Origin of the sequence: Gottfriedia luciferensis, assembly GCF_001712755.1 — a bacterium.
Classification (GTDB): Bacteria; Bacillota; Bacilli; order Bacillales; family Bacillaceae_G; genus Gottfriedia; species Gottfriedia luciferensis_B.
Genome location: NZ_MDKC01000009.1, coordinates 80,377 through 96,588, shown reverse-complemented (window position 1 = coordinate 96,588; position 16,212 = coordinate 80,377). Strand labels below are relative to the sequence as shown.

At 32.7% G+C, this 16,212-nt stretch carries 19 protein-coding genes; 13 read left to right on the top strand and 6 right to left on the bottom strand.

Going from position 1 to position 16,212, the window contains the following annotated elements:
• Positions 1-112: 112 nt before the first annotated feature.
• Genes ggt through BED47_RS09280 form a run of 3 tightly spaced genes read left to right on the top strand, consistent with a single transcriptional unit; the run spans position 113 to position 2,856 of the window.
• Positions 113-1,729 carry a gamma-glutamyltransferase gene (gene ggt / locus BED47_RS09290; RefSeq protein ID WP_439097775.1) on the top strand — a complete coding sequence of 539 codons (1,617 nt, stop codon included), beginning with the start codon at positions 113-115 and terminating at the stop codon, positions 1,727-1,729.
• A gap of 21 nt (positions 1,730-1,750) precedes the next feature.
• The gene (locus tag BED47_RS09285) at positions 1,751-2,332 is read left to right on the top strand and encodes a chromate transporter (RefSeq protein ID WP_069033457.1); all 582 of its coding nucleotides are present in this window, start codon (positions 1,751-1,753) and stop codon (positions 2,330-2,332) included.
• Entirely contained in the window at positions 2,329-2,856 is a 528-nt protein-coding gene (locus tag BED47_RS09280; protein WP_069033456.1) for a chromate transporter, read from the top strand. The genes BED47_RS09285 and BED47_RS09280 overlap by 4 nt, the downstream gene beginning before the upstream one ends.
• A gap of 19 nt (positions 2,857-2,875) precedes the next feature.
• On the opposite strand, the gene BED47_RS09275 is transcribed toward BED47_RS09280, so the two are convergent.
• Positions 2,876-3,307 carry an SET domain-containing protein gene (locus BED47_RS09275; protein ID WP_069033455.1) on the bottom strand — a complete coding sequence of 144 codons (432 nt, stop codon included), beginning with the start codon at positions 3,305-3,307 and terminating at the stop codon, positions 2,876-2,878.
• Between the two features lie 240 nt (positions 3,308-3,547).
• On the opposite strand from BED47_RS09275, the gene BED47_RS09270 reads away from it, so the two are divergent.
• From BED47_RS09270 to BED47_RS09260, 3 genes are all read left to right on the top strand, one after another.
• Positions 3,548-4,048, top strand: coding sequence for a hypothetical protein (locus BED47_RS09270; RefSeq protein WP_069033454.1), 501 nt, complete (start codon positions 3,548-3,550; stop codon positions 4,046-4,048).
• A 239-nt stretch (positions 4,049-4,287) separates the two neighbouring features.
• Complete coding sequence (locus BED47_RS09265) at positions 4,288-5,052, top strand: MerR family transcriptional regulator (RefSeq protein WP_069033453.1); 765 nt, start codon at positions 4,288-4,290, stop codon at positions 5,050-5,052.
• Between the two features lie 666 nt (positions 5,053-5,718).
• Positions 5,719-6,096 carry a hypothetical protein gene (locus tag BED47_RS09260; RefSeq protein WP_069033452.1) on the top strand — a complete coding sequence of 126 codons (378 nt, stop codon included), beginning with the start codon at positions 5,719-5,721 and terminating at the stop codon, positions 6,094-6,096.
• Between the two features lie 162 nt (positions 6,097-6,258).
• Here the strand turns inward: BED47_RS09260 and BED47_RS09255 are convergent, their stop codons facing one another.
• Positions 6,259-7,179, bottom strand: coding sequence for an NAD(P)/FAD-dependent oxidoreductase (locus tag BED47_RS09255; RefSeq protein WP_069033451.1), 921 nt, complete (start codon positions 7,177-7,179; stop codon positions 6,259-6,261).
• Between the two features lie 195 nt (positions 7,180-7,374).
• On the opposite strand from BED47_RS09255, the gene BED47_RS09250 reads away from it, so the two are divergent.
• Positions 7,375-8,298 (top strand): DMT family transporter, encoded by a 924-nt coding sequence (locus BED47_RS09250; RefSeq protein WP_069033450.1) that lies wholly within the window; start codon positions 7,375-7,377, stop codon positions 8,296-8,298.
• 81 nt (positions 8,299-8,379) lie between these two features.
• Entirely contained in the window at positions 8,380-9,243 is an 864-nt protein-coding gene (locus tag BED47_RS09245; RefSeq protein WP_069033449.1) for an AraC family transcriptional regulator, read from the top strand.
• Between the two features lie 68 nt (positions 9,244-9,311).
• Here the strand turns inward: BED47_RS09245 and BED47_RS09240 are convergent, their stop codons facing one another.
• Complete coding sequence (locus BED47_RS09240; protein ID WP_069033448.1) at positions 9,312-10,253, bottom strand: Gfo/Idh/MocA family protein; 942 nt, start codon at positions 10,251-10,253, stop codon at positions 9,312-9,314.
• 226 nt (positions 10,254-10,479) lie between these two features.
• Here BED47_RS09240 and BED47_RS23680 point away from each other — a divergent pair, with 226 nt between their 5' ends.
• Positions 10,480-10,644 (top strand): hypothetical protein, encoded by a 165-nt coding sequence (locus BED47_RS23680; RefSeq protein WP_175403476.1) that lies wholly within the window; start codon positions 10,480-10,482, stop codon positions 10,642-10,644.
• Between the two features lie 156 nt (positions 10,645-10,800).
• On the opposite strand, the gene BED47_RS09235 is transcribed toward BED47_RS23680, so the two are convergent.
• The 3 genes from BED47_RS09235 to BED47_RS09225 form a co-directional block, all read right to left on the bottom strand.
• Positions 10,801-11,412, bottom strand: a complete 612-nt coding sequence (locus BED47_RS09235) for a DsbA family oxidoreductase (protein ID WP_069033447.1) — start codon at positions 11,410-11,412, stop codon at positions 10,801-10,803.
• 134 nt (positions 11,413-11,546) lie between these two features.
• Entirely contained in the window at positions 11,547-11,930 is a 384-nt protein-coding gene (locus tag BED47_RS09230; RefSeq protein ID WP_069033446.1) for a hypothetical protein, read from the bottom strand.
• Between the two features lie 71 nt (positions 11,931-12,001).
• Positions 12,002-13,117, bottom strand: a complete 1,116-nt coding sequence (locus BED47_RS09225; RefSeq protein ID WP_069033445.1) for a BMP family lipoprotein — start codon at positions 13,115-13,117, stop codon at positions 12,002-12,004.
• Between the two features lie 147 nt (positions 13,118-13,264).
• Here BED47_RS09225 and rnz point away from each other — a divergent pair, with 147 nt between their 5' ends.
• From rnz to BED47_RS09205, 4 genes are all read left to right on the top strand, one after another.
• Entirely contained in the window at positions 13,265-14,191 is a 927-nt protein-coding gene (gene rnz, locus BED47_RS09220) for a ribonuclease Z (RefSeq protein WP_069033444.1), read from the top strand.
• A 97-nt stretch (positions 14,192-14,288) separates the two neighbouring features.
• Positions 14,289-15,041, top strand: coding sequence for a polysaccharide deacetylase family protein (locus BED47_RS09215; RefSeq protein WP_069033443.1), 753 nt, complete (start codon positions 14,289-14,291; stop codon positions 15,039-15,041).
• Between the two features lie 158 nt (positions 15,042-15,199).
• Positions 15,200-15,529 (top strand): lmo0954 family membrane protein, encoded by a 330-nt coding sequence (locus BED47_RS09210; RefSeq protein ID WP_069033442.1) that lies wholly within the window; start codon positions 15,200-15,202, stop codon positions 15,527-15,529.
• A gap of 15 nt (positions 15,530-15,544) precedes the next feature.
• Entirely contained in the window at positions 15,545-16,186 is a 642-nt protein-coding gene (locus BED47_RS09205; RefSeq protein WP_069033441.1) for a PspA/IM30 family protein, read from the top strand.
• Positions 16,187-16,212: the final 26 nt, after the last annotated feature.

Sequence of the window (16,212 nt, the reverse complement as noted above, 5' to 3'; positions counted from 1 at the left end):
TTATTTAGATTGATAGTTAAGTAGGGGAATACTAAAATATTGTCGAATTTATAGATTAGGTTATTTTGTTATCCAATATAACTATTGCAGAGAAGCCAAGGAGGAAAAGTGTATGTATACAAAAATGAAAGCGAATGAACACGTTTATTCATCACATCGTAATGTGGTGTATGCTAGAAATGGAATGGTCGCTACTTCTCAACCATTGGCTGCACAAGCGGGCCTTGATATTTTAAAAAAGGGTGGTAATGCAGTAGATGCTGCAATCGCTACAGCTGCTTGCCTTACAGTAGTAGAGCCTACTTCAAACGGCATTGGCGGGGATGCTTTTGCATTAGTTTGGATGAACGAAAAGTTATACGGTTTAGATTCAAGTGGACCAGCACCTAAAAATATATCGATTGAAAAAGTAAAAGATCTAGGTTATGAAAAAATGCCTAAGTATGGTTGGGTGCCAATAACAGTTCCTGGTGCTCCTGCTGCTTGGGTAGAATTATCGAATCGGTTTGGGAGACTTTCATTAAAGGAAGTGCTACAACCGGCAATTGAATATGCTCGTGAAGGTTTTCCGATTTCACCAACATTAGGTAAGTTTTGGAAGAAGGCTTATGAAATATACAAAAAGGAGTTAAACTCTGAGGAGTTTGCTGCTTGGTTTGATACGTTTGCCCCAAATGGAAGAGCTCCTGAAGTAGGAGAAATTTGGTCGTCACTGGATCATGCAATAACTTTAGAAAAAATAGCCGAAACAAATGGAAAAGATTTTTATAAAGGTGAAATTGCAGATAAAATTATTGAGTCTTCAAATCAATATGGTGGCTTTTTAGCAAAAGAAGATTTAGAGTCTTTTAAACCGGAATGGGTAAATCCAATTAGTATAAATTACAGAGGCTATGATGTGTGGGAAATTCCACCTAATGGTCAAGGCATTGTCGCACTGATGGCTTTAAATATATTGAAAAATGATCAGTTTGATGACAAAGAGAACGTAACTACATATCATAAACAATTTGAAGCAATGAAGTTAGCTTTTGCTTGTGGAAAGGAATATGTGACAGACCGAAAGTTTATGAAGACTTCGGTGGAGAGTCTATTAAGTGATCAATATGGAAAAGAACGTTTTTTAGAGATCACGGAAACTGCTCATACACCATTACCAGGAAGACCGCCTAGTGGAGGCACTGTTTATTTAGCAACAGCTGATGCAGATGGAAATATGGTCTCATTTATTCAAAGTAATTATATGGGTTTTGGGTCAGGTATCGTAATTCCTGGAACTGGAATTGGATTGCAAAATAGGGGTTGTGATTTTAGCTTAAATGAAAAACATGCCAACGCTTTAATCGGTGGAAAAAAATCATATCATACGATTATTCCGGCATTTTTAACAAAAAATAATAAAGCAATTGGACCATTCGGTGTAATGGGTGGTTATATGCAGCCTCAAGGTCATGTTCAAGTAATCATGAATAGCATCGATTTTTATTTAAATCCACAAGAAACTTTAGATGCTCCTAGATGGCAATGGATTGAAGGGAAAATAGTTGAAGTCGAACCTAGTTTTCCGCAAGAGATTATAGAAGAGTTACAGGCTAAAGGTCATGAAATTAAGGTTGCAGATGATACTGGAAGTTTCGGGCGAGGCCAAATTATTTGGAGAAATGAAGATTCTGGCGTTTTAATGGGTGGTACAGAATCAAGAACGGACGGTTGTATAGCAAGTTGGTAAATATGAAAAGGAAATGATTTAATGAAACAATTAGAAATATTCATCGCGTTTTTTCGAAGTAGTATATTAGGATATGGTGGAGGACCATCTACGATTCCTCTAGTTTATAAGGAAGTCGTTGATACGTATAAATGGATGAAAGACGAAGAGTTTTCTGAAATTTTAGCTATAGGTAATATGCTCCCAGGTCCAATCAATACAAAATTAGCAGGTTATATCGGTTATCGTATGGGTGGTATAATCGGAATGCTAAATGCGATTATTGCAACGATCCTACCGACAATCCTATTAATGATTATACTATTAACATCATTATCGTCTTTTAAAGATATAAAATGGGTTAATGGGATGAAGGAATCAATTGTACCTGTTGTTGGGGTAATGTTAGGTGTATTAACATGGCAATTTTATCAAAGTTCAAAAAAAGGATTGAAAACACCAACAATATTAATTCATTTAGTTGTTGGATTGTTTCTAATTCAATTTTTACACATACATCCAGCGATTATTATTGGTAGTTTACTAATATTTGCAATCTTCCAACCAGTAAAAGCAACTTCCTCAAATGACCATCAGACGAGGAAGGGGAGTACAAACGAATGATTTATTGGAAATTATTTCTTTCATTTCTTATAACGAATCTTTTAGGATATGGTGGGGGGCCAGCTACAATCCCATTAATTCAAAATGAAGTTGTTACACAAAAACATTGGTTAACAGGGCAAGAATTTCATGAAGCGTTTGCAATGGGAAATGCCTTACCAGGACCTATCGCCACAAAAATGGCTGGCTATATTGGATATAAAATTGGAGGAATCTTTGGTTCCTTTATTGCAGTCTTTGCAACGGTATTCCCTTCTTTATTGCTAATGATTCTATTGATTGGGTTGCTTTATAAAAATCGTGACTCAATTCGAGTGAAGAGAATGACAGCATATGTAAAACCGACAATTGTTGTCCTTTTAGGTCTACTTACATATCAATCTTTTTCTGATTCGTTTCATGATATTGGAGCATTCCAAGTTATTTTTATTGCGGCTTGTACATTTTTCTTAATGGAAAAATTTAAGATTCATCCGGCTTTTGTAGTACTTGGTGCATTAATTTATGGTGCCATTAATCTTTAAAAATAAAAAAAGAAACCAATTAATTGGTTTCTTTTTCATTTTCTTTTTCCTTTTCCTTGCTCATAACTTCTTCATAATCTTTATTAAACCAAAGTGGATCCATATTATCTACTTCGCCATTATAATTAATCAAAATTTCTTCGCCAGCTTTAATGTCTTTGTAAGCGAAAAAATCAAATGTGTGATTATCAAAGTTAATATCGTAAGTTGCATTTGCATCATAAGAATGGTTGAATAGCATTCCGTATCCTAGAAGAATAGCTGAATGATTAATACCATATTCAAATGCGTAGTCTGCTAATAAAGTTTTCTCGATATGCTCATGTTCCTCGTTCGGGTAAGAAATAACTGGCGCCTCGTGTATTAATTCACCTTTTGCAATATCACGTGTTGCAAAGACACCTCGATTAAATTCACCGTCACTCAACGTAGAAGTTTTAATTTCAATCATAATTACACCTATAATTCTCTCTTAAGTCTTATAGATAGTTTGCCATTATTTTAAATATAAATCAATTTTTTTATCTATTTATCGTTATTCACAAAAAAAAGTGCGTCTCTTATTCGAGCGAAAGGAGTAGTAAAGCTAATATTAGATTAAAAACTGATAAAATTTTAAAAATCTAAGTATATATTTTGCCAAAACATCAAATTATAAAATTGTTATATATATATAGGGAGGCAGATTATAATGAAATTTTTTTATAAGATTATGATTTTATTGATTGTAATGTCTTCTATTCTTCCAGGAAATAAGCAGGTAAATGCAACTAGCAAAAAGGAATTTCTGCGAATTGAAGGATATAAGCCAAACCAAACTGTTAACAAAATTCCTAATCTAGCTGATATTTTCCAGGTTTCAACAAATCAGATCCTAGTAACTTTTGATTCACAAGTTGATATTTATTTAGGAACAAAAGCATCTTTTTATTGGATTCAAAGTTTATCTGATAAAATCCCTACCGGAATTGCATCACTAGGAAACAAAAGTCAATTTAATGCAAGGAATGCCTTATCAAATAATCAAGTTACAATTACAAAGGTACAAGGAGATAACAATTCATTCTTGTTAACCTTTAAACAAGAAATCCCTTCAAATAAGCGATTTAAACTAGCAGTTCGTCATTTGCACGCTCCTGGTGGAAAACCATTTGATGGTATAAATGGTATAAAAGTATTTACAGGTAAATAATTATTTTGTAGTTTGTCTACATGATTGATGTAATCCCCTATTGCAGAGGGGATTTTTTTATGTCTTGTAATGAATAATGTTACCAAGCGATCGGTAGAAATTAAATGTAGTGTAGTTCAAAGAAATTTTTTTGAACAGGGTATAGCTTACTCCAAAAAAAATCTTAAAAAATATAAATTATAGAATTGACTTTAACGTTGCGTAAAGGTGTATTGTAAAGATGTCAGGAGGTAGTCGCAATGGAATACACTGTACAAAAGCTTGGACTTCTAGCAGGAATCAGCACAAGGACTTTAAGATATTATGATGAGATTGGGATTCTTAAGCCGGCAAGAATTAACTCATCAGGATATCGGATTTATGGTCAAGCGGAAGTAGATCGCTTACAACAAATCTTATTTTATAGAGAACTAGGTATGAATTTAGAAAACATTAAAGAAATTATCACGTCACCTGACTTTAATAGTACCAAGGCGTTAAACGAGCATCGTGAGCGGCTTCTTGATAAAAGAAAGCAATTGGATTTATTAATTTCAAACGTTGAAAAGTCAATTGCTCTAACAGAGGGGAGAATTACAATGTCAAATAAAGAAAAATTTGAAGGTTTTAAGAAAGATATGATTGAAGAAAATGAAAAGAAATATGGAAAAGAAGCACGTGAAAAATATGGGGATGAAGCTGTTAATAAAGCAAATCAAAAAGTAATGAATATGACAGAAGAAGATCATAAAGAAGTAACGCGACTTGCTGAAGAATTAGCAAAAACACTAGCTGAAGCATATAAAACGGGTGATCCATCAAGTGAAATTGCCCAAAAAGCAGCTGATTTGCATAAACAATGGTTAACATTTTATTGGAGCAAATATAGTAAGGAAGCTCATGCAGGCCTAGCCCAAATGTATGTAGACGATGAACGCTTTAGAGCACATTACGATAAAGAACAACCAGGAACTGCTGAATTTTTAAGAGATGCAATTCATATTTACACGCAACATAAAAAATAAGTCGGGGATGGTGTACTTAGGCAAGTTCTAAGTACACCTGTTCTTAATTCGTGAAGGTTCATGAGTAAGTGAAACAGCAAATAAGAAAAAAGGTGACTCATGAGGGGTTCATGAGTAAGTAAAACAGCAAAAATAAGAAAAAAGGTACCGCATGAAGGGTTCATGAGTAAGTAAAACAGCAAAAATAAGAAAAAAGGTGACTCATGAGTGGTTCATGAGTAAGTAAAACAGCAAAAATAAGAAAAAAGGTTCCGCATGAAGGGTACATGAGTAAGTAAAACAGCAAAAATAAGAAAATACCTTACTCATAAAAGGTTTATGAGATGTAAAACTGAAAAAGAAGATGTTGTCATACTCTTATGTCACATGGAAATCAACATCACTCTACTTCTTTTACGAAAATTTGCTAACTTATTTAACAAGGTTGTTTTTCAGTAGCGTGAAAAAGTGTAATTAGATTCATTCTAAGTACACTTTTTTATTTTTTTTGGAAAAAAATAGTAAATGTATTCAATGAAATTTGGTATAATTATTTTTATGATTATTTAGTTTGATGTAAATTTTGTAGAGATGTATTATAAATTTTTAAATAATGGAATGTTTATGTACAATATAGGTAAGAATTTGATTTAAATAATTTAATTTTTAAACTAAGGATGTACTAAAATGGACGAACAATTTATACCGAGGAAAGAGCGACATAAGAAGCGCTTTATTAGAAAGCGTCAAAATATTGAGCATGAAAAAATAAAATTTAGTACTTATATATTAAGTGTATTTTATTATTTTTTATTATTTTTAATTTTTAATCTTGTACAATTTTATATATTTCAGCATGTTAATCACACCATTAAATCACTAGGGAATTTTGATTTAGCTAGAGCAATTATATCAGGATTAATCTATTTACTATGTATTATTTGTATTGAGGATACTTATAGAAGATATCGAATACCTTCAACTTTCATCCGAATATTAATACCAATTTTAGTGTTTATTTTAGCAATCGTCACTATGTATACTTTAATAAAAGTATTTTTCTAATACGATTTGTTAAGTGAAAACAGCAAAAAAGTATTACTTCTTTTAATGATGTAATACTTTTTTTGTTAAACTTAAATGGTATTTTGTTAGATGGATAAGGTGTAGGGAATTTTTAGTTTAAGCTGTGTAATGGCTAAAAGATGGGGGAACAAAGTGCTTTATTTATGATTCTTTTACACTCATTTCTAATAATCTTTTTTGTATCCAAACAGCGGCTTGGGTACCATCGCCCATTGCTATTGTGACTTGTTGAGAGTGGGCTACTAAATCGCCGGCTGCCCATACATTTGTAACATTCGTCTCCTTTGTCCGTGAGTCTACAATAACATGCTTATTATTTAAAAGATTTACTCCTAGCTGGATAGCGAGACTATTTTGTACTTTATTTCCACCAAAACCAATAAATGCTCGGTCCCCATAAATTATTTCACCACTATGTAAACAAATGCCTTTAAAAGTGGAATCGTCTTCTTTGAGTACTTCTTTAATCGTTTCTTTTCGATAGTGAACTCCAATTTTCTGTAGTTGGTCATGTAATTTGGAGTCAAGGTCATGTCCATCGTGATTAATATATGTAATTTGTTTTGACCAATAAGCTAATGTTATGGCAAGATTTGCACCAATATTACCAGATCCAAGTATTAAAACACTTTTATTTAAAATTTCATATCCATCACAATCTGGACAAACATAAATTGTCGATCCAAGACAATCGACTAGATTTTTAATTTGAGGAATTCGATCAATTAGTCCAGTTGCTAGTAAGACTGTTTTGGCAGAATAAGATTTTCCTGTTTCCGTCTCTATTAAGAATTGATTGTTTACGTTTTGTATACTTATTACTTTATCTTGGATGAATGATACACCATAAACTTCAGCATGCTTTCTTCCTAGTTGTCTTAGCTCTTGTCCACTTATACTATTCGGCCAACCTAATATATTACGATATGTTTTACATAATGTTGAGCGACCATAATTTGAGTCAATTACGAGTACATTCCTTTGGTATCGACCAAGCTGAATGGATGCCTGTAAGCCTGCGAAACCTCCCCCTACTATGATACATTCATATAACTCATTCATAGACTAGTCTCCTAAATCATTTAATACAAAATCGTATATGTTCAATTTTTCCAATTAAGCAATTTCTAATCATAATTTCTCAATTAATCTAATTGTTGAAAATAAAAAGATTTTTGATTGATATATTCTGAATATTTAGGTACGATTTTTCTATTAACTTATTTTAATTTGTTGTTTTTTGTGGAGGGAGTAAGAATGAGTGCAGATAAGATTGCCTTAACAAATTCTAGAACGAAGGGAATTATTCTCGTATTAACTGCGGCAATATTATGGGGCATATCTGGAACTGTTGCACAATTTGTATTTCAAAGAAATCATTTTAGTCCAGAATGGTTAGTCGTTATTCGATTATTGTTTTCAGGAATCATCCTATTAATTTTTGCTAGTCTAAAAGAAAAAGGACATATAACGGAAATTTGGAAGGATAAGAAGGATATCTTTAGTTTATTGTTATTTAGTATTCTTGGAATGTTAGCAGTTCAATATACATACTTTGCCGCAATAAAAGCTTCAAATGCTGCTACAGCAACAATTTTACAATATTTGGCACCTGTCATTATTACATGCTTTTTAGCAATGCGTTTCAAAAAAGTACCAACTAGAAAAGAAGTACTGGCTGTCATTTTAGCGCTTGCAGGGACATTTTTATTGGTAACACATGGAACGATTAAAGGATTGTCTATTACTGGATGGGCATTATTTTGGGGGTTAGCGTCAGCTTTTGCTTTAGCATTTTATTCAATTCATCCTCAGAATCTTTTAAAAAAATTTGGGTCGACTATCGTAGTAGGGTGGGGAATGCTAATCGGTGGAATTTGTTTTAGTTTCATACATTCACCTTTTAATTTCCAAGGTCATTGGTCGATGAGTGCATATTTCGCAGTCATTTTTATTGTTATATTTGGAACGTTAATAGCCTTTTATTGCTACTTAGAGAGTTTAAAGTATATTAATGCTTCCGAATCTAGCTTACTTGCATGTGTGGAACCATTATCAGCTGCTGTACTGTCAGTCATTTGGTTAAGAGTAAATTTTGAAATGATAGATTGGATCGGTAGCCTATGTATTATAAGTACGATTGTCATTTTATCAATGACTGATCGAAAAGAGACTAATTGACGATTATCTGTCACAAAAGAGCATAAAAAGACAGGACTCAATCAATTTAACTTGTTAGGATGTAATTAAGGGAGGAGTCATATGGCTTGGGTTGAATCTTTACAAAAGGCAATTGATTATATTGAAGACAATTTATTAAACGAGTTAACGATTGAAGAAATTTCTAAACAAGCTAATTCATCTGTTTTTCATTTTCAGCGAACATTTTCAATTTTAACTGATATTAATCTAGCTGAATATATAAGACGAAGAAGATTGACGCTAGCGGCCAATGAATTAACAACTACTGATCATAAAATAATTGATATTGCCTTGAAATATAGGTATGACTCTCCTGAGGCTTTTGCAAAAGCGTTTAGAAGACAGCATGGTGTAACACCAAGTGAAGCAAGAAAGTTTATTGGAAAACTAAAATCATATAACCGCCTCGTTATTCAGGTGAGTTTGAAGGGAGCCGAACCAATGCAATTTAATATTGTTGAAAAAAGTGCTTTTCAAGTAGTTGGAGTAAAAAAAGAGTTTTCTTATTTGAATGATCAACAACAGCAACTGATTCCTAAAATGTGGGAAGAGGTTAATGAAAATGGTACGAGTGATCGTTTGTACGAATTGAACAACGGTGACATTAAAGGTGTTTTAGGTGTATGCATGATGAGCGAGGAGCAAAAATCAAAAAATTTACTAGAATATTGGGTTGCAACCGAATACGAAGGAGATGTACCAGAAGGTTTTTATTTTCACGAAATTCCTGCATCAAAATGGGCTGTATTTGGTGTTCATGGAGCGATGCCGAACGCAATGCAATCGGCATGGAAAAAGATTTATTCGGAATGGTTTCCTTCAAGTGGCTATTCACATGCAGGTATCCCAGAATTTGAACTTTATCCAGAAGGAAATCCATTTAGTGAAGATTATTATACTGAAATTTGGATTCCGGTAAAATAAAACCAATCATTAAAAGCGTTAAAAAAGGTGCTTTTTAGAGAAAGCACCTTTTCCTTTTATGTATGGATTTATCCTCTTAATGCTTCTAAAACTACTTGTGCTTTGTAGCCTTCAGAGAAATCTATAATTGTAGCTTCTTCACCTTTTAGAGCCTTTACTAAATGGTCAATTAATGAATCAGCTAAAGTTTGATCGGCTTCAATTTGTTGAATTGGCTCGCCGATTTTTCCTCCTTCTAAATTAGCCCAATTTACTAAAGAAAGAGTTCCTTTCGAACCGTATGCTGTAAATTTAATTTCTTCTTCACCTGCAATTTGGCTTAAGCCATCTATTATTACAGGAGTGCCATCTTCTAATTCTAAAAAGGCGATAATTCCATTTTCGGAAGCAAGAGGGTCAGCGGGATATTGCATATGTTTCGTGCCTACTTTCATATTACCAAAAATCTTTTGAATTTGTTGAATATAATGCACACCAACCTCTAATACATAACCGCCTTGTTCTTTTGTAGCAACCCACTCATTTTGTTGCCATAGTCTCGGCCAATTAGGAAAACGCATCTTTAATTCGATTCTTCTTAAGTCGCCAACATATCCGGATTTAATAAGGCTAGCAAAAGACTTACTACCAACATTGTAGTTTAATGGAAAGTTCATTGCGTGAAAAATACCTTTTTCTTTAGCTTGGGTATAAAGTCCTAGAGCTTCCTCTGTTGAGTTTGCCAAAGGCTTTTCACAAAGCACATTAATTCCTTTTGCGATTACATCAGTTACTACCGAATAGTGATATTTTGGAGGTACAGTCACATAAACGAGATCAAGTTCTGTATTTTCAAGCATCTCAAGATGATTTGTAAAGGTTAAAACTGATTCTAATTGGCTACTTGTTTCTTGAACTCTTTCCTCTAATGTGTCACATATTGCTACTATTTTTGTTTCTTGGTGGTTTGAAAATAAAGGAATTAATCTTTGGCCAATTGCGCCAAGACCAATAATACCAACTTTTATCATGAGAAAAACACCTTTCAAAGTAGATTTATATTGTAATTATAGTAAGAAAAATTAAATAATTAAAGAAATAGATACCATGTTCTTAGATTTAAAAATTTAAGGTCCTACAAATTGCTCATAGCAAAATAATTTTTGAGTAAAAAGTTTTGTGAATTACCAAATTCGAAAAGGGGTTTTCGACATAGAAAAAGAATATAAATCATTGATAAGTAATGGAGGTGACATTATGGAGAAGAAGCCATTGTATTATGATGGTAGTGGGGATGGAGAAAAATTAATTCAATCAGAAGTTATAAAAAAGCAAATGAGTATTGTTACTGAAGTAAGAAAAAATTTAACTGGTAATCCGTTTGTGATTGATTGGAGTCAAGTTAATGTAGCTGGGAAATGATTCGTTATTTGTGCTTGTTTGTTCTTGATTGAGAACGAATCGGTGAACTATTAACAAAATAATGAATTGAAAAATTGTTTATCCCAGTTAATTTAAATTAAAAAAGATGTCCCATAAGTTAGAAAAAAACTTAGGGGACATCCTTATTAAAGAGTATTAACAGTTTCCATCAATGTCGCAGCTTAATGAAGACTGCTCAACAAGTTTTTGGTTGTTTAATGCTTGAATAAATGCTTCTTTACTTTGAACACCTTGTAAAACTTGATCACCAATTATAAAAGTTGGTACTGCATTAATAAAATTAGGGTTTTGAATCGATGAGTCATATTTTGTATTTGAAACAGCTTCAATGAATTGAGAACGGTCTAAGCCAAGTTTTTCAGCGATATCTGCCAGTACGTTTACATCACCAATTTCTTTACCTTTTGTCCAAAAGTCTGCTAAAACTGCTTGAGCATATTCAGCACCTTTTCCATTTTCTTCTGCGAATAGAAAGCCTCTATGAGCTTTTTTAGTTGAAGGATGGGGATCCATTGTTGGTAAAATCATCTCTACACCAAGTTTTTGTGCAAGTGGTTGAACACCGAATTTCCATCCTTGTTGAATATAAGAACTATTAGGACTTAAAGGTTCAGCTCCCTCAGGTCTTAATTGGAATGGTTTCCATTCAAGCTCTACATCGCTAACTTCTTTAATAGCGTCCTCAAGTGGTTTTTTTCCTAAATAGCAAAACGGACATACATAGTCCGAATAAATTGTAACTTTCATTATGAAACCTCCTAAATCAATTAAAGAAAGTATAAACAATATTAGAACTAAATCTCAATTTATTAGCTTCGAATTACGAAATTTTTAAGTGAAGTAACAGATATTCAACTAAAAAGAAATAGAGCATAAGAGCTCTATTTCTTTAAATCATTGGTAGATTGATCATCAGGTGGTGGATTTGTTCCAATTCTAGCAGTGTTTAGATCAACAAATGAGTTTAAAAAATATTTTCTTCTTAAAAGTAAAACGGTTAATAGTAATAGGCCACAGATTGATGTGAAAATCATTCCAGTAAGTAATCCACCGATATACATGAATGTATCCATTTGTGATGTAAATAGTGACCAAACTAATATTGAAAGGATTCCGTCTGCTAAAACAATGGCAAGCGATACTACTAAATACGGTAAAAATTGTCCAGTTTCTTTTGTTTTCTTTGAAGCATATCGATACCCAATTGGTACAGATAAAAAGATGATAAAACAATAGAAGAGTAATATGAAATCTCGAATTGACATAGTATCACACCTAACTTTTTTGTTGGTACTATACTATATGCAGAATATTCATATAATTGGACAAGATTTTTTTATTTACCAATTTTTACTTTTTTCTTTTTAATTTCTGCTTTTTCAGGCTTTGTAGGAGAGAAGTTATCAAAATCCTTTTTTGTTTCTGGTACTTCGATATGACCTGTTCTTATATTTGCTTTATATAAATCAACTTGCTCTTTTGTATCTTTATTTAAATTCTTATCTGTTTTTGCAAGATCAACGCCATTTTCTTTAATACCCCATCTCAAAATGCGTCCACCTTGAAAGTTCCCTTTTAATGACTTGGTGATTACTTCATCTACGCCTTTATCAATTCGTTTAATTGCTGATGTTAGGGTGACATTTTCCGGTAATCCTTGTTTATATTGATCCCGGTCAACACCAATAACCCAAACCTTTTTGCCATTTTTCTTTAATTTTTTAGCTTCAGTAAATACACCTAATCCTGTTTTTCCTGCTACTTGGAAAATAATATCTACACCTTTATCATTGTATAAGGTTTTTGCTAATTTACTTCCGTCTGCAGGTTTATCAAATGAATTTGCAAATTCCGTCAATACTTTTATTTTTGGATCCACGGACATAACACCTGCTTTGAAACCATATTCAAATCTTTTAATAAATGGATCCTTTGTACCACCAATAAATCCGATCTTATGCGTTTTAGTGTTCATCGCAGCTGCAATACCAGCGAGGAATGCTGACTGCTCTTCACGATAGGTAACGCTAACAACATTTGGTTTTTCAACAATCCCATCAATTATGACAAAGTCCGATTTTTTTTCTTTACTCGCAACTTCAGAGATGGCTTTTTGAAATGAATAGCCTATTCCAAATGTTAAATCATATTTTTTCTTTGCATACTTCATTAATTCTTTTTTTGCTGCTTTGTCTGTTGGAGCATCTGTTTTTACATAATTTTTATTTTCTTTCCAACCATGTTTCTTTCCAGTTTCTATAATTCCATCCCAAACTGCTTGGTTAAATCCTTTATCGTGAATTTCAGTTTTACCCATAACAATTCCAATTTTAAAATCATTTTCTTTTTCTTTCTCCGATGCACTTATATTATTATTTCGATTAGCACAGCTGGTTAAAGTAAGGCTAGCAATTAGTGAGACAGTGGCGATTTGGAAAAAACGTCTTCGCATTGTTTTCCTCCATATATTATATTTAAAAAACTAAGCTCTATTGTGTAAATTTCCCAATCAATTCATAAATCATTCTTTAAAGTGTTGGCAATTTAATAGACAAGTGGTACTGTAACAATTAGAAATGATTAAGATGGAGGCATTAACGTGAAGCTTGTATTTTTAGGAACGGGAGCAGGAATGCCATCAAAAGGTAGGAATGTAACAAGTATTGCATTACAGCTTTTAGAGGAAAGAGGAGCAACATGGCTTTTCGATTGTGGTGAAGCAACACAGCATCAAATATTACATACGTCTATTCGGCCACGACGAATCGAGAAGATTTTTATTACTCATTGCCATGGTGATCATATCTTTGGATTGCCTGGATTATTAAGTAGTAGAACTTTCTTAGGTGGAGAAGATTTATTAACAATTTATGGACCTAAAGGGTTAAAGGATTATGTGGAAACTAGCTTTAAAATTAGTGGTACTTACTTAAAATATCCGATTCATTACGTTGAAATTTCTGAAGGGATCGTTTTTGAAGATGACCAATTTATTGTTCAAGCAGTAGAACTTGAACATGGAATTCAATCATTTGGTTATCAAATTATTGAAAAGGATTTACCTGGAGAATTGAACGTAGAGGAATTAAAGAAAATTGGTGTAAAGCCAGGGCCAGTTTATAAATTCCTAAAAGAAGGGAAGACAGTAACTTTAGAGGATGGAAGAATTTTAAATGGTAAGGATTTTATTGGATCTTCAAAAAAAGGTCGACGCATTGCAATAGCAGGGGATACTCGTATAACTGATAAAAGTAATTTGCTTGCAAGAGGTATGGATGTATTAGTTCATGAATCAACCTTTGCAGACGATGAAACAGCTCATGCTTATGATTATTTCCATACTACAAGTACTCAAATTGCAACAGTTGCTAAATGTGAGGGGATTAAAACACTCTATTTAACACATATAAGTGCAAGATATCAAGGGGAAGCTTCAAAAAAATTGTTAGATGAAGCACGTGAAATCTTTGATCATACGTATATCGTGAATGATTTTGATGAATACGCTATCACAAGAAATGATTAAATTTTCAGTTAAGATGCAAAAGCTTAAAAAGTTGAGAAGTTTACATAAAAGAATCGTTTAGAGACATGATATAAGTATTCTGTGTAAAAGGAAGGTCATGGCTTTGAAACAGTTAAAAGTTATCCTTTTATTAATTTTTAGTTTCCAATTTATTTTTTACAGTTCTATTAATGCATCAGCTGAAAGTAAAAATCGATATTACTATGAAAAACAAGGTACTGCTATTTGGGAGGTACCTGTAAAAGAGAAAGTAATAGCAATTACATTTGATGATGGGCCGAATGATGAATATACCCCAGAAGTTTTAGATTTGTTAAAGAAGTATAATGCTAAAGCTACATTTTTTTTAGTCGGTGAGAGAGTTGCGAAATTTCCTGAAGTTGTAATGAGAGAAATAAAAGAAGGTCATGAAGTTGCGAATCATACATATACGCATGCTAGACTTCAGTATTTAACTGATGAACAAATAAGAGATCAATTACATAAAACTCATGATGCAATTATAGCTGCAACCCATGTCGAACCAGTATTATTTAGACCACCATTTGGTTACTATAGTGAGCGTTCAATAAATACCGTGCATGATCTTGGCTATTTAACTGTTATGTGGTCTTGGCATCAGGATACATTTGATTGGCAAAATCCTGGAGTATATAAAATCGTATCAAATGTATTAAAAGATACTAGAAAAGGAGATATTGTTCTTTTTCATGATCACGGGGGGGACCGTAGTCAAACTGTCGATGCACTGAAGCAAATCTTACCAGCTCTTCAAAAGCAGGGCTATCAGTTTGTAACGGTATCACAATTATTACAATTAAAAGCAGGAGTTAAACTTCCTAATTTTTAGTCAGAACCAGATCAATGGGTAACCAAAATTGATCTGGTTTTTTGTTTGTCTTGTACTTCTACTTCTTAAGTCTGATATAAAACCATTCCTCAGGCCATTATTCCGATATAAAAACTTGTATAAGATAAGAGTATAAGTTGAAAGGAGGCGACGAGGTCATGAAGAAGTTCTTAACTTTTATCCTCGTACTAATATTAATTGGAGTTGCTTTAGCGAATTTAGGTGGCTTGATTACTTTAGCACTTGGGTTAGTAATCACATATTTCAGTTTTAAAAAGTTTATGAAAACAGATTCGATTTTAATGAAAATCATCTGGACAATTATTGGATTAATCGGTTTATCGATTGCAATAGGTGGTCTTCCTTCTTTAATAGGTGCAGCAGCAGCAATTTTGCTTTATTACCTATATAAAGATTATAAAAATCAAAAAAAACTTAAAGATGATGAATTTAATGTTTATGATGAAAATTTTAACCCTATAAAATAAGAGGAGTGTATGATTATGAAAAACTTATTTACTCGTATTAAAAATCAAATCTCAGCGGATTTACATGGCTTATTAGATGAGAAAGAACAACAAAATCCTATCTCACAATTAAATTACTTCATTAAACAATCTGAAAGTGAATTAGGAAAAGTAAGGGGATTACTTGAAAGACATTACTCATTACGTACGAAATTCCAAGTCGAACGTGAGGGAGCACTTCAAATGGTGCAAAAACGTGAAGAGCAATTAAAGGTTGCTAATGAAGCGGGTGCCGAAGAGTTAATCAAACGTGCAACTGAAGATCTTGCTTTTTATAAAGAACAAGCTGAAAAGTTTGTTACATTAATCGCTAAAACAGAAGAAGAAATTAGCTTTATGCATGAGCAAGTTAATCAAATTGAAAAAAAGCTAAAAGAGCTTCATACGAAAAAATATGACTTAATGTCTCGTCAAAACATGGCTCACGCGACAAAAAAAATAAATGAAACTCACCATTTACTTAATAGTAAAATGCCATCAATTGACTTCAACTACTTTGAAAAACAAATTCGTGATTTAGAGCTAAGAGTTCGTTCAGAATTTGATCTACAATCATTTGATTACAAAATTGACTTATTAAAAAAAGAACTGACAAATAAAGTAAAGCAAGAAGCATAATCGTTTTTGAGAAGAAGAGATCACCA